Genomic DNA, 18,295 nt, shown 5'->3' with positions numbered 1-18,295 from the left:
TCGTGCGCGACCTCACGATGGCCTTCGGCAGCTTCGTCGTGATGCACGACCTCAACTTCACCGTGCGGCGAGGTGACGTCTTCGTGATCATGGGCGGCAGTGGCTGCGGCAAGAGCACGCTGCTCAACCACTTGATCGGGCTGCTCGAGCCGGCACGGGGCGAGATCCTGTATCAGGGGCAGAGCTTCACGGCGGCGACACCGCCGGAGCGCGACGCTCTGCTGCGGCGCATCGGAGTTCTCTTCCAGAGCGGCGCGCTCTGGAGCTCGATGACGCTCGCCGAGAACATCGCGCTGCCGCTGCAGCAGTACACCGATCTCGGGCCTGCGGAGATCCGCAAGGTGGCTTCGCTCAAGCTCGCGCTCGTCGGGCTCAAGGGCTTCGAGGACTACTACCCGAACGAGATCAGCGGAGGCATGCAGAAGCGCGCAGGCCTGGCCCGCGCGATGGCCCTCGACCCCGAGTACCTCTTCTTCGACGAGCCTTCCGCCGGCCTCGACCCGATCAGCTCGCACCTCCTCGACGAGCTGATCCTCGAGCTCCGTGACAGCCTGGGCGCAACCGTGGTCGTCGTGACTCACGAGCTGGCCAGCATCTTCGCCATTGCCTCGAACAGCATCTTCCTCGACGTCGAGAAGCGAACGATCACCGCTGCGGGCGACCCGAAGGCGCTGCGCGACCACGGCAACGACGCCGTTCGCACCTTCCTCTCGCGCGGCGCCACACACCCCGCTGGAGCAAACGTATGAGCAAGCGAGTCAGTCCCACCCTGATCGGTGCCTTCGTCGTCGGCGCCGTCGTGCTCGCCACCGTCGCGGTGGGAGTCCTGGGCTCGGGGCGGTTCTTCCGGAACGTGTACCCGGCCGTCTTGTTCTTCGAGGGTGACGTCAATGGACTTCGCGTCGGCGCCCCGGTGAAGTTCAAGGGTATCCAGCTGGGCGAGGTGACGAGCATCCTGCTGAAGCTCGGAAGCGACACAGGGCTCGACAGCAAGGCGCCTCTTCTGATTCCGGTGGTCATCGGGCTCGACCAGGCCAACATCGTCGCCGGAGGCAGCACCGTGCGACCCGATCGGGAGACGATCGCGGACTTGGTCAAGCGCGGCATGCGGGGACAGCTCAGGACGGAGAGCTTCGTGACTGGAGTGCTTTACGTGGAGCTGCAGATGCAGCCGGAGGCGCCAGCCGAGTTCCGTGCCGGGCCGGACGTCCCGTACCCGGAGATTCCGACGATTCCCACGGCGCTCGAAGAGGTCCAGGCCAAGGCGGGCGCCTTCATGGCGAAGCTCGACAGCCTCGACATCGATGGGTTGGTCAACTCGTTCAAGGGGGCGGCTGAGAGCTTCAACCGGCTGGCGAGCTCGCCGGGCCTGCAGGCGACCCTGGACGGGCTTCCCGCTACCGTCAAAAAAGTCGACGACGCCGCGGACCAGCTCCACCGCACACTCGTGAGCGTCGAGGGCGTCTCCGACGGGCTGCAGTCCGACACGGTCCCGCGCGCCAACGAGGCGCTGGTCGCTGCGCGCGACACGCTGCAGAGCGTCCAGGCGCTCGTGAAGCCGGGCTCGCCGCTCGTCTACGAGCTCGGCCGAACGCTCGATCAGCTCGCTCAGGCGGCGGCGTCAGTGAATCGTCTGGCGGCGGAGCTGGAGCGCAATCCCGCGATGCTCGTGCGCGGCAAGGCCGTCAAGGAGGGGGAGCCATGAGGCGCAGTGGCATCGCGGCTGTCACTGTGATTGCATGGCTTGCGAGCGGCTGCTCGGTCCTCGCACCGCAACCCGATGTCTCTCGGTACTTCGTGCTCACGCCCGTCGTCGAGACAACCGCCGTCGGAGCAGGTCCTGCCACGGACGGAACCCGGTCGACGCTCGCCGTCGGTCCCGTCGTCCTGCCCGCGTACCTGGACCGATTGCAGATCGTCCGTCGGAGTGGCGAGAACCAGCTCGTCCTCTCGTCGACCGGAGTATGGGGCGAGCCGCTCGAACGGAACGTGCAGGGCGTGGTGTCGGCGAATCTCGCCCGGCTCCTCGCAGGCGCCGAGATCGTTCCATACCCCTCGTTCACGGCGACCGGCATCGACCAGCAGGTCTCCATCGCCATCCTCCGCTTCGACGCAGACGAGCACGACAGAGTATCTCTGGACGCTCGCTGGACGATCCAGCGCCCCGCAGACAAGGGGCCGGTGGATGCGCGCGAGTCCCACATCGTGCTGCAAGCAGCGGATGGCTCCACCGCAGCCATGGTCGCGGCGATGAGTCAGGCCATCGGCGCGCTCAGCCAGGAGATCGCCGGCAAGCTTCGTTGATGGCAACCCGACTGAGTTTCAAAAGCTACGATGCGTAAGTCGCCGGATCCAGGGCGAACGCGAGGCCCTCCATCGGCTCGCCCGCCGCCCGCTTCGCGGCGTTCTTCCGCGCCACCTCGCGGTACAGCCGCAGCGCCGCGCGCTCGTCGAGCTGCGCCGTGTCTCGCCCCAGGTGCTCGCGCAGGAGCTCGCAGCGCAGCGCGCGCACCGTGGGCGTGTGCCAGAACGAGGCGTTGAGCTCGGTGTCTCCGAAGAACGAGCGGTTGCCGATGTTGGCCGAGCCGATCGTGCACCAGGCGTCGTCGACCAGCGCGATCTTCGCGTGCACGTACACGTTCTGGTACTCGCCGCGGCCCAGGCAGGACGCGATGCCCGCCAGCGCGAAGTGGTCGAAGCGGCCCAGGGCGGCGAGTGACTCGAAGAACGCCGCGTTCTCGGGGTCGGCGCGCCCGGCCGCCATCTCGTCGTTGGGGTCCGCGGGCACGAGCACCACCACCTCGACCCCGCGTCCCAGCGCGTCGCGCAGCGCGTCGACGATCTGCGGCGCGCCGATCGCCTGGTCCTCGATGTAGATCGCGCGCCGCGCGCGGTCGATCACGCGCAGATACTGGTCGAGGATCGAGTGCTCGCCGCCGCCGATCGCGAACGGCGTGTGGTCGACCGCGGGCGTGCCGTCGAAGTAGCGCTCGCGCCGCACCGTGCGCTGGATCTGCACCGGCACGGCGCCGGCGGTGCGAGACAGGACGCGCGGGAACTCGAGCAGGCTCTGGCTCGAGGCGTCGGGCCACAGGCCGTCGCCGAGCTCGCGGTCGCTCGCCTCGTTCCAGCGCTGCACGAAGTTGTGGTGCACGTCGCTCGCGGACGGACCGCGCACCTCGACGTACACGTCGTGCGTGCTGCCGCCCGCGCGCGGCGCGTGGCCGGGGGCGACGACGGACGAGTTGTGCAGGTTGATCCCGCCCACGAACGCGATCTCACTCGCCTGACCGGCGTCGACGAGCCAGCTCTTCTGGTGCTGGCAGTAGCGCCCGTGCGCGCGGTCCCAGCGCGCCAGGAAGCGCGAGCCGCGCCGGCGCAGGAACTCGCGGTCGGCCTCGGTGCCGGCGAAGTGCGAGCCGGGCGAGATCTGCTCGAGCTGCGGGTGACGCCAGAACAGCGCGCGCACGTCCAGTCCGCGCGCCTGCGCGCGGTCGAGCACGTCGAACAGGCTCCCGTGCCCGTCGGGCATGGCGAACTCCATGCGGTGGAACGCGACCGTGACCCACACGCTCTTGCGCGCGTTCTCGATCGCTTCGCAGATGCGCGCGAACGCCGGCCCGCCGTCGACCAGGGGCCGCACGGCGTTGCCGCCGCGGATCGGGTAGGAGCCCGAGCTCACGAAAGGCAGGTAGTCGCCGTGGCGCTCCATGGTCCCCTCCGAGTGAGTCGGCGCAGGGTATCACGCCGGCCCGGGCGCACCATCAGTCCGCGGGGTCCGGCCGCGGATCGGGCCGCGAGTCGGGCCGCACCTCGAGCGACTTCCTGCGCTGCTCCTCGCGCTTGGCCTGCGCCTTCTCGGCCAGCTCGGTCTCGATCGCGCGCACCTCGAGCAGCTTCTTGAAGCGCGCCAGCTTCTCGGCGTCGGGCAGCGCCTTGTCGAAGGTCAGCCAGCGCGTGGTGGTGGCGAGCGTGCCGGCCTGCGAGGTCGCGGTGAAGCGCAGCTCGTTGCGGCCGGGCTGGAGCGGCGCGAAGCCGTCGAAGCTGCCGTCGGGAAACAGGCGCACGGCGCGGCCCGACTCGCCGAGCGTGGTGTTCTCGAGGCTCACCTTCGCGATGCTGGTGAGCGACAGGTAGGGCACGAACTCGACGATGTCGGCCGGTGAGTCGAGCACGGTGAGCTCGCCGCCGTTGGCGGCCACGATCTCCTGGAAGCTGTCGTGCGCGGCGGCGGCGGTCGGCCCCAGCGCGTAGGCGTAGATGCGCGCGTGCGCCTGGGCGGCGTTGCGCGCCGCGTGCACCGAGATGATCTGCGCGGCGTTGCGCGGCTCGGGCGGCGAGGTCGGCATGCCGTCCGAGAGCAGGAGTATCTCGCGCTGGCGCGGCGGCTCACCCGGCTCCTTGGGCGCCGCCTCGAGCGCGTCGATCGCGGTCTCGATCGCGCCGTACATGTTGGTGCCGTTCGGGTTGGCGCGCGGTTGGAGCCCGTCGAGCGCCGCCAGGAGCTGCTCGCGGCTCGCGCCGACCGGGGCCTCGAGCTTGGCGTTGCCGCCGAAGGTGATGATGCCCATGCGCGTGGTCTCGGGGTCGAGCCGCTCCACGAGCCGGCGCGCGGCCAGCGTCTCGGCCGAGACGATCGTGTCTCCGAAGTCCGAGGTCCACAACACGATCTCTTCCGGGGGGTCTCCCGGGTAGGTGCGGCCGATCACCCCATCGCCGTCCACGTCGACCCCGCTCGCCCGGAAGGTGCTCCCTGAACGGTCGATCACGATCACCACGTCGTGCTTGCCGCGCAGGCCCGTGCCGGCCCAGCCCCGCACCTCGACCAGGGCGATGGGCTCGTTCACCAGGTCGCCCGAGTGGGGCGCGTCGATCTCCAGGTAGACCTGCTCGGCGCGCGCGACCGGGGCTGCGAGCGCCGTACCCAGTGCGCACAGTAAGATCTGCCTGGAGAGGCGCGGCACGCGTCGGAGGATCGCCGTGAAGTTCACCTGGTTCAACCTCATGCCCTGGCCGCATCTGCCGGAAGACTTCCGCCAGACGCATCGCTCCGTGTGGGTCGACATCGACTCCCGGCTCTACGACCCCGCGGAGGGCAACCGCGTCTACCACGAATACATGGACCAGCTCGAGTATGCCGACAGTCTCGGCTTCGACGGCATCGGCGTGAACGAGCATCACCAGAATGCCTACGGTCTCATGCCCTCGCCGAACATCATCGCCGCGGGGCTCGCGCGCCGGACCTCGCGCGCCGCGATCGCGGTGATCGGCAACTCGATCGCGCTCTACAACCCGCCCATCCGTGTCGCGGAGGAGTTCGCGATGCTCGACGTGATCTCGGGCGGGCGGCTGGTCGCCGGCTTCCCGGTCGGCACGCCGATGGACACGAACTTCTGCTATGGCCAGATCCCGGCGCTGACTCGCGACAAATACTACGAGGCGCACGAGCTGATCATGCGCGCCTGGCGGGAGCCCGAGCCGTTCGCGTTCGACGGCAAGTACAACCAGCTGCGCTACGTGAACTGCTGGCCGCGCCCGATCCAGAAGCCGCACCCGCCGATCTACATCCCCGGCGGCGGCTCGATCGAGACCTGGGACTTCTGCGTCGAGCACGACTACAACTACAGCTACCTCTCCTACGGCGGCTACAAGGCGGGCAAGGCGCTGCTCGACGGCTACTGGGAGCGCGTCGCGGCCCTGGGCAAGGACGAGTCACCTTACCGTGCGTCCTTCGCACAGGTGGTGTGCGTGGCCGACACCGACGCCGACGCCGAGAAGCTCTACGCCGAGCACGTGCTGTACTTCTACAACCGCTGTCTGCACGTGTATCTCGGCTTCGCGGATCCGCCGGGCTACCGCACGGTGAAGACCATCCAGTCCGGCAAGCTCAACCAGTTCCGCGCCGAGAACCAGAGACTGTTCACGTCGCTGAGCTGGAAGGAGCTCGTCGACGGCGGCTACGTGATCGCGGGCTCGCCCGCGACCGTGCGCGAGCGCATGGAGCACATGATCAAGGACCTGCGGCTCGGCGCCGTGTTCCTGCTGTTCATGATCGGGAACATGCCCGACGACAAGGTGAGACACTCGACGAAGCTGTTCGCCGAGAAGGTCATGCCGCAGCTGCGCGACATCTGGCCGGAGTGGAAGCAGGACGACCGCTTCTGGGTCAAGCCCCTCGAGACGCGCGTGCGCCCCGAGCTGCCGAGGAACGGGCGGTGATGCAGGAGCGCAAGATCGAGACCCGGCGCGGCCTCAAGTCACGCGTGCTGGAAGGCGGGCGGGGTGCGCCGCTCGTGTACTTCCACGGCGCCGGCGGACTGTTCAAGGAGGAGCCGCTGCTCGAGCGGCTCACCGGCCACTTCCACGTGTTCGCGCCGGAGTGGCCGGGCTACGGCGTCGAGGGCGGCGAAGACAAGCTCGAGGACATGCTGGACTTCGCGCTGCACGGCTGGGACGTGGTCGATGCGCTCGGGCTCGAGCGGCCGAGCCTGCTCGGTCACTCGATGGGCGGCATGATCGCGGCCGAGATGGCCTGCATCGCGAGCCGCTCGCTGGCCAAGCTGGCGCTGGTCGCCCCCGCGGGTCTGTGGATCGACTCACTGCCGATCCCCGACCTGTTCTCCATGCTGCCGTTCGAGCTGGTGGGCGCGCTGTTCGCCGACCCCAAGAACGGTGAGCGTTTTCTCACCGGCGGCATAGACTTCACCAACCCCGACGCGCTGACCCAGTTCCTGGTCGGCAACGCGCGGCGGCTGGGCACGGCCGGGAAGATCCTGTTCCCGATCCCCAACCGGCGCGTGTCGAAGCGCCTGTACCGGCTCACCGCGCCCACGCTCCTGGTCTGGGGCACGGCCGACAAGCTGATTCCGTTCGGCTACGCCGCGCGCTGGCGCGAGCTCCTGCCGAACGCGCGGCTGGCGGCGATCGAGGGCGGGGCGCACATGGTGTGCCACGAGCAGCCGGACGCGGTCGCGGCCGAGATCGAGCGCTTCCTATCGGCGCCGTGAGCGACGTCGCCCACACGCGCAGCGGGAGAGTCGCCGGGTTGCCGGCCCGCGGGGGGCTGGTGTTCCGCGGCATTCCCTACGCGGCGCCGCCGGTCGGCAAGCTGCGCTTCCGCGAGCCCGAGCCCGTGACGCCCTGGCGCGAGACGCGCAGCGCCAGTCACTTCGGCCCCGCCGCCCCGCAGCTTGGTGCCATGAGCTGGCTGGTGCGCCGCGCCATGGGTGCGGCGGTCGGCGGCATGAGCGAGGACTGTCTCAGCCTCAACGTCTGGACCCCGGCGCTCGACGGCCGGGCGCGGCCGGTGCTGGTGTTCGTGCACGGGGGCGCGTTCGTGATGGGCTCGGGCAGCACGCCGCTCTACAACGGCGCGAGTCTGTCGCGGCGCGGCGACGTGGTGGTCGTGACCTTGAACTACCGGCTGGGGGCGCTGGGCTGGCTGTCGCTGCGCGAGGCGCTGCCCGACGCGGGCGACGCACCGGCGAACCTGGGCCTGCGCGACCAGCTCGCGGCGCTCGAGTGGGTGCGCGCGAACATCGCCGAGTTCGGCGGAGACCCGGGCTGCGTCACGGTGTTCGGTGAGTCGGCGGGCGCGATGAGCCTGGGCGCGCTCCTGGCGGCGCCGCGCGCGCGGGGTCTCTTCCGGCGCGCCATCCTGCAGAGCGGGGCGGCGCACAACGTGTCTCCCCGCGCCCAGGCGGCGCGCGTGGCCGGGGAGTTTCTCGCGCGCCTGGGCGGCGCGGGCAAGAGCTTTGCGGCGCTGTGCGAGGCGCCGGCGGCGGAGATCCTGCGCGCGCAGTCCGAGACCACGGCGGCGCTCGTGCTGCGCCTGAACGGGCTGCCGTTCCAGCCGTGTGTCGACGGCGACGTGCTGCCCGAGCCGCCGCTCGAGGCGCTCGCGCGCGGCGCCGCAGCGGGCGTGGACCTGCTCGTGGGCACGAACGCCGACGAGTGGAAGCTGTTCATGCTGGGCGACTCCGCCGCCCGGCGCATGGACGAGGCCGCGCTGCGCCGGCGCTTCACGCGCGTGCTGGGCGAAGCCGAGGCGGAGCGCGCCTGGCAGGCGTACGCGAACGAGGACCACCCCGCGGAGCGCTGGTGCGCCTTCCAGTCGGACCGCACGTTCCACGGGCCGGCGGCCCAGCTGCTCGACGCCTGCACGAGTCACTCGCGGGCGCCCTACGCCTACCGCTTCGACTGGCGGCCGCCGCTCGTGGGCGCGCGCATCGGCGCCTGCCATGGCATCGAGCTGCCGTTCGTGTTCGGCACCGTGCTCGAGACCTGGCTGCGGCCCTGGGCGGCCGCGGCGCCCGGGGCGCGCAAGCTCGCACACCGCGTGCAGGAGGCCTGGATCGCCTTCGCGAAGACGGGTCACCCGGGTCACTCGCGCCTGCCGTTCTGGCCGACCTACGACACCGAAAAGCGTCAGGCCATGCGGCTCGACCGCCGCTGCCAGACCATCGGCGACTACGGCCGCGACGCGCTGGCATTCTGGCAAGCCGCGCGCGAAGTGTAAGATTCGCGTCATGCGAGAAGAGGGGAACTCGCGGCGCGCCTTCGACGCCGCGGCGGGCATCCTGCTCGACGCGATCGACATCATCGCGCTGGTGCTCGACCCCGCCGGCCGCATCGTGCTGGCGAACCAGGCCTGCGAGAAGCTCCTGGGCATCCCCGCGGAGAAGATGCTCGGCCGCAGCCCGTTCGACCTGGGCATCGCCGCGCGCGCGCCCTGCCCGGACGACGCCAGCGGCGACGTGCAGGTGCAGACGCCGAGCGGCGAGCTGCGCATCGTGCGCTGGTCGAGCCGGGTGGTGTACGAGCCCGACGGCTCCGTGCGCTGCGTGGTGGCGACGGGCGCCGACGTGACTGCCGCCAGCGAGACCGGGCGGCAGCTGCGCGAGAGCGAGCGCCGCTTGCGCGAGCTGGCCGAGAACGTGAACGACCTGGTGGCCGAGCTCACGCTCGACGGGGTCTTCACCTACGCGAACCGGCGCTTCGAGGCCGTGCTCGGCCACCCCACGGAAGAGCTCGTGGGTCGGTCGTGTCTCGACTACATCCACCCGAGCGACGTCGACCTGGCGCGCGAGACGCTGGCCGCCTTCGACGCGCCCGGCGTCACCCGCCGCACCACCATCCGCGTGCGCCAGCGCTGCGGCACCCACCTCGCGGTCGAGTCGGTCGCGCGCACGTTCACCACGGCCAACGGCGAGCTCCGGCTGGCGGTGGTCGCGCGGGACGTCACCGAGCGCACCGCAGCCGAGACCGAGCTGCGGCGGGTGGACCGGCTCGTGACCCTGGGCACGTTCGCGGCCGGCGTCGCGCACGAGATCAACAACCCGGTGGCGGCGATCCTGCTGGCCGCCGAGGTCGCGCTCGAGCGGCCGCGCGGCAGATCCGCCGACCCGCAGGGCGCGCAGACGCTCGAGCGCATCGCCGACCACGCGCGCCGCTGCGGCGCGATCGTGCGCTCGATGCTCGACTTCGCCGCCCAGGGCCGCAGCGAGCGCCGCGTGTACGACCCGAACGACCTGGTGACCCACGCCCTCTCGCTGGTCGACGGCTACGCGCGCGAGCGCGGCGCCACGCTGTGCTTCAAGCCCGGCGCGGATCTGCCGCGCATTCGCGCGAACGCGGTCGAGATCGAGCAGGTGCTCGTGAACCTGCTGCGCAACGCGCTCGAGTCACGGCGCTCGGCGACGGTGCAAGTGCTGACCGGTGCCCAGGACGGACTGGTGCAGATCGCCGTGATCGACGACGGCGAAGGCATCCCGCTCGAGGCGCGCAAGCAGATCTTCGAGTCGTTCTACTCCACCAAGCGCGCCTCGGGCGGCATCGGCCTGGGGCTCGCGATCGTGCGCCGCATCGTGACCGACCACGGGGGCGAGATCCGCCTCGAGGACCCGCCAGCCGGGGGCACCTGCTTCACCGTCGAGCTGCCCGCGGTGCGAGCCGGCACGTGGCGAACGTCCTGATTGCGGAAGACGAAGCCGAGCTCGCACGGACCCTGGCCGAAGTGTTGCGCGCCGCCGGTCACACGGTGCGCACGGCGCCCGGCGGAAGTCAGGCGCTCGCGCTGGCCCGCCAGCTCGCTCCGGAGCTCCTGATCTCGGATCAGGACCTGAGTGACCCGCCGAACGGGCTCGCGCTGTACGAGCAGATGAGCGCGGCGCGGCCCGGGCTGCGCGTGATCCTGATGACGGGCTACGCCTCGCCCAGCCTGCGCGCCTGGGCCGAGTCCCACGCGGGTGCGGGCCTGCTCGAGAAGCCCTTCTCGCTCTCGGACTTCCGGGCCCTGGTGGCGCGGGTGTCGGGAGTCACGGGACCGGCTTGAGGTTCCAGATCGCGGTCGCGTACTCGCGCACGGCGCGGTCGCTCGAGAAGTAGCCCATGCGGGCCACGTTCAGGATCGCGCGCCGGTCCCAGCCGGCGCGATCGAGCCAGTCGCGCGAGACCCGCTCCTGACACTCGCCGTAGGAGGCGAAGTCGGCCAGCACGAGCCAGCGGTCCTCGCGCTCGAGTGACTCGAGCAGCGGCGCGTAGCGCTGCGGCTCGTCGGGCGAGAAGCGCCCGCCGCGCAGGGCGTCGAGCACGCGGGCCAGGCGCGGCGTGCGCGCGACCAGCGCGCGCGGGTCGTACGTGCCCGACGCGCGCAGCGCCGCGACCGCGGGCGCGTCCAGGCCGAAGATGTAGAGGTTCTCCTGGCCGACCGCCTCGCGCATCTCGATCGTGGCGCCGTCGAGCGTGCCGATCGTGAGCGCGCCGTTGAGCGCGAGCTTCATGTTGCCCGTGCCCGAGGCCTCCTGGCCGGCGGTCGAGATCTGCTCCGACAGGTCGGCCGCGGGGATGATCTTCTCGGCCAGTGACACGCGGTAGTCGGGCACGAACACCACCCGCAGCTTGCCGCGCGTGCGCGGGTCGCGGTTCACCACGGCCGACACGTCGTTGATCAGGCGAATCACGAGCTTGGCGGCGAAGTACTCCGGCGCGGCCTTGCCCGCGAAGATCAGCGCGCGCGGCGCGGTCGGGTCGCGGCCGTCGTCGGCGATCTCGAGATACATCTCGATCCCGCGCAGCGCCGCGAGCAGCTGGCGCTTGTACTCGTGCATGCGCTTCACCTGCACGTCGAACAGCGTGTCGGGGTCGAGCGCCACGCCCGCGCTCTGGGCGACCACGCCCGAGAGCCGGGCCTTGTTGGCGCGCTTCACGTCGCGGAAGGCGCGCTGGAACTCGGCGTCGTCGGCGAACGGCTCGAGCTCGCGCAGGCCTTCGAGGTCGCTCTTCCAGCCCTCGCCGATGCGCGAGCTGATCAGGTCGGAGAGGCCGCGGTTGGCCTTCTGCAGCCAGCGCCGCGGCGAGACGCCGTTGGTCTTGTTCTGGAAGCGGCCCGGCCAGAGCTCCGCGAAGTCGGGCACGAGCGCGCTCTTCACGAGCTCGGAGTGCAGCTTCGACACGCCGTTGATCGCGTGACTCCCCACGATCGCCAGGTGCGCCATGCGCACGTGCTGCGGGTAGCCTTCCTCGATGATCGACATGCGCCGCAGCTTCTCGACGTTGCCCGGCCAGCGCACCTCGACCTCGCCGAGAAACTGCGCGTTGATGCGCTCGATGATCTGCAAGTGTCTCGGCGCGACGTGTGCGAGCAGCGGCTTGGGCCAGCGCTCCAGCGCCTCGGGCAGGAGCGTGTGATTGGTGTAGGCGAACGTGCGCTGCGCGAGGTCGAAGGCGCGCTCGAAGGGCATGCCGTGCTCGTCGACGAAGATGCGCACCAGCTCCGCCACCGCGAGCGCGGGGTGGGTATCGTTGAGCTGGATCGCGACCTTCTCCGGGAAGCTGTCGAAGCCGCGCCGCGTGGTGAGATAGCGCGCCACGATGTCGTGCAGCGCGCAGGCCACGAAGAAGTATTCCTGCAAGAGCCGCAGCTCCTTGCCGGCGTTGGTCGACTCGGGCGGGTAGAGCACCTTCGAGACGCGCTCGGAGGCGAGCTTCTGCTCGAACGCGCGCTGGTAGTCCCCGCCGTGGAAGATGCCGATGTCGAAGTCGTCCGAGGCCTGCGCGGAGTAGAGGCGCAGCACGTTCACCGTGCGCCCGCCCCAGGCCGCGACCGGCAGGTCGTCGGGCGCGCCGAGCAGCACGCGCTGGTGCGTCCAGCGCGTGTTGCGCAGGTCGTCCGGGCCCGACGCGACCTTCTCGAGCGAGCCGTACACGGGAATGCGCAGCGTCTCGCCGCGCTTCTGGATCAGCCAGGGCGAGCCCTGCGCGCGCCAGCTGTCGGGATGCTCGCGCTGCTCGCCGTTCTCGATCGCCTGGCGGAACAGGCCGTGCTCGTAGTTGATGCCGTAGCCGAAGCCGGGCATGTCGAGCGTGGCGAGTGAGTCGAGGTAGCACGCCGCCAGCCGCCCGAGGCCGCCGTTGCCCAGCGCCGCGTCGGGCTCGAGCTCGCGCAGCGCCTCGAGGTCGACGCCCAAAGACGCCAGCGCCGCGCGCACCGGCTCCAGCATGCCCAGGTTGAGCAGGTTGTTGCCGAGCGAGCGGCCCATCAGGAACTCGACCGACAGGTAGTACAGCCGCTTCGCGTCGGCGGCGCGGTAGCGCTCCTCGGTCGCGAGCATCTGCTCGATCAGCGGCTCGCGCAGCGCGAGTGACACGGCCAGGAACAGGTCGCCGGGCGCGGCGTCCTGCCAGCGCTTGCCCAGCCCGTAGCGCAGGTTGCGCTGCACGGCTGCGGCGAAGTCGGGCAGGGGGGCCTTCGAGTCGCTCATGCGGGGCTTCCCTCCGGCTCGCCGCGCCGGTCTCGCGTGCGCGCGGCGGCGTCCTGCAACAGTGTCTCGAGCTCCGGGTCGGCGGCGAGGTCCTCGAGCTCACGCGCCATGCGGCGCGACCAGCTGCGGTGCACGGCGACCGGAATGCCCGGCAGATTGAGCGGCTCGCGCTCGCCTGCCAGGTCGTCGAGCGCGAGCCCGACCAGCCGCGACGGCGTGCGCGCCAGGAAGCGCTGCGCCGCGCGCGAGATCGCGTCCACGTCGGAAGCTTCGCCGAGCTCGCCCTCCTCGCGCAGCTTCGAGGCCAGGCCCTCGCGGTCGGCACTGCGCGCGGCGAGCGCGCCCTCGAGCTCGTCTGGCGGGAGTGACCCGACCTGGGCGCGCAGGCGCAGGTCGGCGCCTTCGAGCCAGCCGGCGATCGGCGGCAGGTCGTGCGTGACCACGACCGAGAGCGCGCGGCGCGGGTAGCCGGCGCTCGGGCGGAACGCCGCGCCATCGCGCTCGAAGCACACGACCCGCATGGACAGCACCCCCCAGCTCTCGAGCTCCGGCCCCAGCTCGACCGGAACGGTGCCCAGATCTTCGCCCACGACGAGCGATCGCGCGCGCCGGCTCTCCAGGGCGAGCACGCCGAACAGGTCGTTCGCGGGCTGTGCCACGTAGGTGCCCTCGCTGCCGGGCCGGCCCTCGGGGATCCAGAACTGGCGCTGCAGGCCCATCACGTGGTCGATGCGCAGCGCCCCCGAGCTGCGGAACGCGGCGCGCAGGAGCTGGCGCAGGAAGCGGTAGCCATCGGCGCGCAGGCGGTGGGGCACGAGCGGCGGCAAGCCCCAGTCCTGGCCCGAGGCCGCGTACGCGTCGGGCGGCGCGCCGAGTGACACGCCTTGGGCGAACAGGCCGCGCCACAGCCAGGTGTCGGCCGAGTCGGGCGCGCTGCCGATCGCGAGGTCCTTGCACACGCCGATGCGCATGCGCGCCCCGCGCGCGGCGCCCGCGACGAAGGCGAGCTGCAGCTCGGCCTCGGCCTGCAGCCACGAGCGGAAGTCGATCTCCTCGGCGTGCGCCGCGGCGAACTCGCGCACCTCGGGCGAGCGCGGGTCACGCAGCTCGGCGGGCCAGCGCCGCCAGTCGGGCTCGCGCAGCTCGGCCTGGAGTGTCTCGAAGGCGGCGAAGTCGGCGAGCTCGGGGCCGAGCTCCTGGCGCGCGCGCGCGTGCGCGCGGCCGCGCGCGGTCTCGCCGGCGCGCTCGCCCGCGACGAACGCCCGCCACAGCTCGCGCAGCACGGCCGTCTTGGCCGCGAGGATCGCCGGATGGTCGAGCTCGCGCGCGCCGCGCAGCCGGGCCAGCGGCTGCTGGGCCGCCATGGCGCGCGCGCGCTCGGCGTGGGCGAGCTCGGGCACCGCCTCGACGTCGAGATACAGCGGGTTCATGAACACGCGAGACACGGGGCTGTAGGGCGCGATCGCATCGCCCCGGTTGGCGAGCGCGTGCAGCGGGTTCACGGCCACGAAGTCGACGCCGAGCGGGGCCAGCCACTCGGCCAGCCGCGCCAGGTCGGAGAAGTCACCGAAGCCCCAGTTCACGCGGCTGCGCAGCGTGTACAGGTTGGTCCAGACGCCGAGCGCGCGGTCCTCGCCCAGCGCCTCGTCGGCGCGCCAGGCGGTGCGGGGCGCCACGATCAGGAGCTGCGAGGCCTTGCGCTCCGGGAACTCGAGCTGCAGCTCGTGCACGCCGGGGCCCAGGTCGGCCGGCAGCGCGAGCTGGCCGCCGCTCACCGTGACTGCCGAGCGGGTCACGCCCCCGGACTCGCGCGCGAGCTCGAGCTGGGCTTCGCCGTCGGGCGCGCGCAGCCGCAGGCGCAGCGGGGCGCCGGGCTCCTCGCGCAGGACCGCCACCGGATCGAGCCAGTGCTCCGCCTCGTGCGCCGCGAGCTCGGCCAGGCGCGCCTCGGCCTCGGCTTCGCTGGCGCAGGCGTAGCCCATGGCGCTGCACAGCGCCTCGCGCGTGGCATCGCTCGTGGGCCGGTAGGTGCCGGCGATGTCGTGGTAGCTCGCGAACACCCCGAGCCGATCGGCGAGGCGCGCCAGCGCAGGCCGGGCCGAGTCGGTCATGGCAGGTCACTCCGCTCGGCGCCGAGCCAGAGACAGGCGTGCGCCGCCACGCGCGCCCGCCCGCGCCGGAGCGCCAGCGGTACCTTGCAGGCGCTGCCCAAGAGCGCGCGCCAGCGTGCGCCCGCGCCGGGGTCGGGCAGCTGGAAGGACACGCCCCGCGTGCTCGCGTTCACCAGGAGCAGCGCGGGCTCGGGGCCGTGCACGTGGAGCCCGAATGCGCGGCGCTCCGGATCGCGCCAGTCGTCGGGCGAGAGCGGCTGCCCGTCGGGCCGCAGCCAGGTCACCTCGCGCTCGGTGAAGAAGCGCTCGCGCGCCAGCGCCGGGCTCACGCGGCGCAGCGCGAAGGCCGTGCGCACGAACTCGAGGAACTCGCTGCGCCGCTCGTCGAGCGTCCAGTCGATCCAGGTGAGCGGGTCGTCGTGACAGTAGGCGTTGTTGTTCCCCGCCTGCGTGCGGCCGAGCTCGTCGCCGTGCGAGAGCATCGGCACGCCCTGCGCGAAAGCCAGCGTCGTGATCAGATTGCGCTTGGCGCGCTCGCGCAGGCGCAGCACGCGCGGGTCGCGGCTCGGACCCTCGGCGCCCCAGCCGTGACTCCAGCTCTCGTGCGGGCCGTCGCGGTTCTCCTCGCCGTTCGCGTCGTTGTGCTTGTGCGCGTAGCTCACCAGGTCCTCGAGCGTGAAGCCGTCGTGACAGGTCACGAAGTTCACGCTCGACAGCGGCGAGCGCCCGCCGCGGCCGAACACGTCCTGCGAGCCGGCCAGCCGCGTGGCCAGCTCCGAGTGAGTCCCGGCGTCGCCCCGCCAGAAGCGGCGCGCGGCGTCGCGGAAGCGATCGTTCCACTCGCGGAAGGGCTCCGGAAAGGCCCCCAGCTGGTAGCCGTCGGGGCTTGCATCCCAAGGCTCGGCCACGAGCTTCACCCCGCCCAGCACCGGGTCGGCGACGAGCTCCTTCAGGAACGCCGCGCCGGCGTCGAACGCCAGCGGGTCGCGCGCCAGCGCGGGCGCGAGATCGAAGCGGAAGCCGTCCACGTGCAGCTCGCTCACCCAGTGTCTCAGGCTGTCGAGTGCGAGCTGGCGCGTGCGCGGCTGGCGCAGGTCGAGCGTGTTGCCGCAGCCGCTCCAGTCTTCGTACTCGGCGGGCCGTTCGGGGTCGAGCCGGTAGAAGGTCGCGTTGTCCACGCCGCGCAAGGAGTAGGTCGGCCCGTCGGCGCCGCCTTCCGGGGTGTGGTTGTAGACCACGTCGATCAGCACCTCGAGCCCCGCGTGGTGCAGCCGGCGCACCATCTCGCGGAACTCGCTGACCTGCTCGCCCGTGTCGGCGCTGGCGAAGCGCGCGTCGGGCGCGAAGTAGGCAAGCGTGCCGTAGCCCCAGTAGTTCGCGAGCCCGAGCTTGGCCACATGAGCGTCGGGCGCGGAGTGCTGCACGGGCAGGAGCGAGAGCGTGGTGACTCCCAGCGCGCGCAGATGCTCCACGATCGGTGGCGCCGCCAGCCCGAGGTAGCGCCCGCGCTCGGCCTCGGGCAGCTCGGGGTGGAGCCGGGTCATGCCCTTCACGTGGACCTCGTAGAGCACGGTGTCCTGCCAGGGGACGGCGGGGGCCCGGTCGTCGCCCCAGTCGAAGCGCGGGTCGACCACGAGGGAGCGCGGCACGTAGGGCGCGCTGTCGAGCGGGCTGTCGCCGCGCAGTGACTCGTGCCAGCGCACCGCGCCGGTGAGCGCGCGCGCCCAGGGGTCGACCAGGAGCTTCTGGCCGTTGAAGCGCAGGCCGCGCTCGGGCGCCCACGGGCCGTGCACGCGGTAGCCGTAGAGCTGACCCGGCCCCACGCCCGACACGCGCGCGACGAAGCAGCCGTCGGGGCCGCGCACGAGCGGCAGGCGCTGCATCTCGCGCGGCGCGTCGCGGTGCGCGAACAGACACAGCTCGACCGACTCGGCGTGCACGGAGGCGAGCGCGAAGGTCGTGGCCTCGCCGTCCCAGTGCGCGCCGAGCCGCTGCATCAGAGGCGCCCGCGCGCCTCGCGCGCCACGGCTTCGAGCTCGGCCTCCCAGAGCGCGGCCGGGCGCGACCACGAGACGTCGACCCGCAGCAGGTCGCGCGCGATCCGCTCGGATCCGCGCTCCGCGAACAGCTTGGCGGCGCGGTTCGCCGCCGCGGTCAGCGCCCCGGGAGTGAGCGGCGAGAACAACAGACCCGACTCACCGTCGCGGATCGTGTCGACCAGCCCGCCGGTCCGGTGCGCGATCGGCAGCGCGCCGTAGCGCTGCGCGGTGAGCTGCACGAGGCCGCAGGGCTCGAAGCGCGAGGGCACGAGCACGCCGTCGGCAGCGGCGTAGAGCCGCCGCGCGGCGCGCTCGTTCCACGAGATCGCCGCAGACACCCGGCGCGGGAAGCGCCGCTGCGCCTCGAGCAGTGACTCGGCGATGGCCGGCTCGCCGTCGCCGAGCAGCGCCAGCACGCAGCCCGAAGCCACGAGCGCCGGCAGCGAGGCCGCCAGCACGTCCCAGCCCTTCTGGGGAGTCAGCCGCCCGATCGCCGCGAGGAAGCGGCCGGGCTCCGCGTGCGCCAGGCCCAGCTCGCCCAGCACGGCCTCGCGGCAGGCGCGCTTGCCCGAAGGCGCCTCGGCCGCGAAGCGCTCGGGCAGTGACTTGTCGGTCGCCGGGTCGAAGCGCACCGCGTCCAGGCCGTTCGCGATCCCGGTGAGCCGGTCGCTCCGCAGCTGGTACAGGCCCTCGAGGCCGAGCCCGAACTCCGGCCGCTGGATCTCGCGCGCGTAGGTGGGAGACACCGCGACGATCCGGTCCGCCCACACCACGCCGCCCTTCAAGAGCGACAGGTCGCCAAAGAACTCGAGGCCGTCCGGCGCGAACAGCTCGGCCGGGAGCGCCGTCCAGGCCATGGCCGAGGCCGGCTGCCGGCCCTGGTACGCCGCGTTGTGCAGCACCTGCACCGTCGCGATCGCGCGCGCCGCGCCGCGGTCGTACAAGGTTCGCAGCACGCACAGCGCGAGCGCCGCGTGCCAGTCGTGAGTCACGAGCACGTCCGGCCGTTCCTCGTAGGCGCGCAGCGCCAGCGCACGCGAGAACGAGATGAAGCGCGCGGCGTCGTCGCCGAAGCCGTACAGGCCCGCACGCTCGAAGAACGGCGGCACGTCGAGCAGCCGCAGCTCGACCTTGGGCGAGAACGTGCCCGCCAGCCAGCGGCCGCGCACGTCGCCGAACGGCCCGGGCAGGCGCACGGCGCCGGCGTCCGAGAGCCGCGGGCAGGCCGGGTGCGCGAGCGCGCTGCGGTACGCCGGCAACAGACAAGTCACTTCGTGACCGCGCGCCGCGAGCGCCTGGGCGAGACCCGACACGGCGTCGCCGAGGCCGCCGCTCTGGGCCAGGGGAGCGAGCTCACTGGTCGCGAAGAAGACGCGCAATCCGG

The 18,295-nt window shown here is 72.0% G+C and carries 14 protein-coding genes; 8 read left to right on the top strand and 6 right to left on the bottom strand.

Annotation, left to right across the window (positions count from 1 at the left end):
* Nucleotides 1–17 precede the first annotated feature (17 nt).
* From VMR86_08850 to VMR86_08840, 3 genes are read left to right on the top strand one after another with little or no spacing between them, the layout of a single operon-like run.
* Nucleotides 18–749 (top strand): ATP-binding cassette domain-containing protein, encoded by a 732-nt coding sequence (locus VMR86_08850; protein ID HTO07152.1) that lies wholly within the window; start codon nt 18–20, stop codon nt 747–749.
* Nucleotides 746–1,705 (top strand): MlaD family protein, encoded by a 960-nt coding sequence (locus tag VMR86_08845; GenBank protein HTO07151.1) that lies wholly within the window; start codon nt 746–748, stop codon nt 1,703–1,705. Before VMR86_08850 ends, VMR86_08845 begins: the two co-directional genes overlap by 4 nt.
* Nucleotides 1,702–2,304: a PqiC family protein gene (locus VMR86_08840; protein ID HTO07150.1), complete on the top strand. Its 603-nt coding sequence runs from the start codon at nt 1,702–1,704 to the stop codon at nt 2,302–2,304. The genes VMR86_08845 and VMR86_08840 overlap by 4 nt, the downstream gene beginning before the upstream one ends.
* Nucleotides 2,305–2,329: 25 nt before the next feature.
* Here VMR86_08840 and VMR86_08835 read toward each other — a convergent pair whose 3' ends face one another.
* On the bottom strand, nt 2,330–3,712 hold the full coding sequence (locus VMR86_08835) for a phosphatidylserine/phosphatidylglycerophosphate/cardiolipin synthase family protein (protein ID HTO07149.1): 1,383 nt from the start codon (nt 3,710–3,712) through the stop codon (nt 2,330–2,332).
* A 52-nt stretch (nt 3,713–3,764) separates the two neighbouring features.
* Entirely contained in the window at nt 3,765–5,006 is a 1,242-nt protein-coding gene (locus VMR86_08830) for a vWA domain-containing protein (GenBank protein ID HTO07148.1), read from the bottom strand.
* Here VMR86_08830 and VMR86_08825 point away from each other — a divergent pair.
* The 5 genes from VMR86_08825 to VMR86_08805 are packed head-to-tail and all read left to right on the top strand — an operon-like array spanning nt 4,981 to nt 10,333.
* Nucleotides 4,981–6,219 carry an LLM class flavin-dependent oxidoreductase gene (locus tag VMR86_08825; protein ID HTO07147.1) on the top strand — a complete coding sequence of 413 codons (1,239 nt, stop codon included), beginning with the start codon at nt 4,981–4,983 and terminating at the stop codon, nt 6,217–6,219. The two genes, VMR86_08830 and VMR86_08825, sit on opposite strands and share 26 nt — an antisense overlap.
* Nucleotides 6,219–7,007: an alpha/beta hydrolase gene (locus VMR86_08820; GenBank protein ID HTO07146.1), complete on the top strand. Its 789-nt coding sequence runs from the start codon at nt 6,219–6,221 to the stop codon at nt 7,005–7,007. The genes VMR86_08825 and VMR86_08820 overlap by 1 nt, the downstream gene beginning before the upstream one ends.
* Nucleotides 6,947–8,518 carry a carboxylesterase/lipase family protein gene (locus VMR86_08815; protein HTO07145.1) on the top strand — a complete coding sequence of 524 codons (1,572 nt, stop codon included), beginning with the start codon at nt 6,947–6,949 and terminating at the stop codon, nt 8,516–8,518. Before VMR86_08820 ends, VMR86_08815 begins: the two co-directional genes overlap by 61 nt.
* Nucleotides 8,519–8,528: 10 nt before the next feature.
* Nucleotides 8,529–9,974 carry a PAS domain S-box protein gene (locus VMR86_08810; protein ID HTO07144.1) on the top strand — a complete coding sequence of 482 codons (1,446 nt, stop codon included), beginning with the start codon at nt 8,529–8,531 and terminating at the stop codon, nt 9,972–9,974.
* Nucleotides 9,959–10,333, top strand: coding sequence for a response regulator (locus VMR86_08805; GenBank protein ID HTO07143.1), 375 nt, complete (start codon nt 9,959–9,961; stop codon nt 10,331–10,333). Before VMR86_08810 ends, VMR86_08805 begins: the two co-directional genes overlap by 16 nt.
* On the opposite strand, the gene VMR86_08800 is transcribed toward VMR86_08805, so the two are convergent.
* The 4 genes from VMR86_08800 to VMR86_08785 are packed head-to-tail and all read right to left on the bottom strand — an operon-like array spanning nt 10,317 to nt 18,290.
* Nucleotides 10,317–12,761: a glycogen/starch/alpha-glucan phosphorylase gene (locus VMR86_08800; protein HTO07142.1), complete on the bottom strand. Its 2,445-nt coding sequence runs from the start codon at nt 12,759–12,761 to the stop codon at nt 10,317–10,319. The genes VMR86_08805 and VMR86_08800 overlap by 17 nt on opposite strands.
* A complete protein-coding gene (malQ, locus tag VMR86_08795; GenBank protein ID HTO07141.1) occupies nt 12,758–14,872 on the bottom strand; it encodes a 4-alpha-glucanotransferase in 2,115 nt (704 codons plus the stop codon). The genes VMR86_08800 and malQ overlap by 4 nt, the downstream gene beginning before the upstream one ends.
* A complete protein-coding gene (gene glgX, locus VMR86_08790) occupies nt 14,869–16,869 on the bottom strand; it encodes a glycogen debranching protein GlgX (protein HTO07140.1) in 2,001 nt (666 codons plus the stop codon). The genes malQ and glgX overlap by 4 nt, the downstream gene beginning before the upstream one ends.
* On the bottom strand, nt 16,869–18,290 hold the full coding sequence (locus VMR86_08785; GenBank protein HTO07139.1) for a glycogen/starch synthase: 1,422 nt from the start codon (nt 18,288–18,290) through the stop codon (nt 16,869–16,871). Before VMR86_08785 ends, glgX begins: the two co-directional genes overlap by 1 nt.
* Between the last annotated feature and the right edge of the window lie 5 nt (nt 18,291–18,295).

The sequence above is a fragment of the Myxococcota bacterium genome, assembly GCA_035498015.1.
GTDB lineage: Bacteria > Myxococcota_A > UBA9160 > SZUA-336 > SZUA-336 > VGRW01.
Note: the sequence above shows the minus strand (reverse complement) of the source record. Positions and strands in the feature narration are given on the sequence as shown.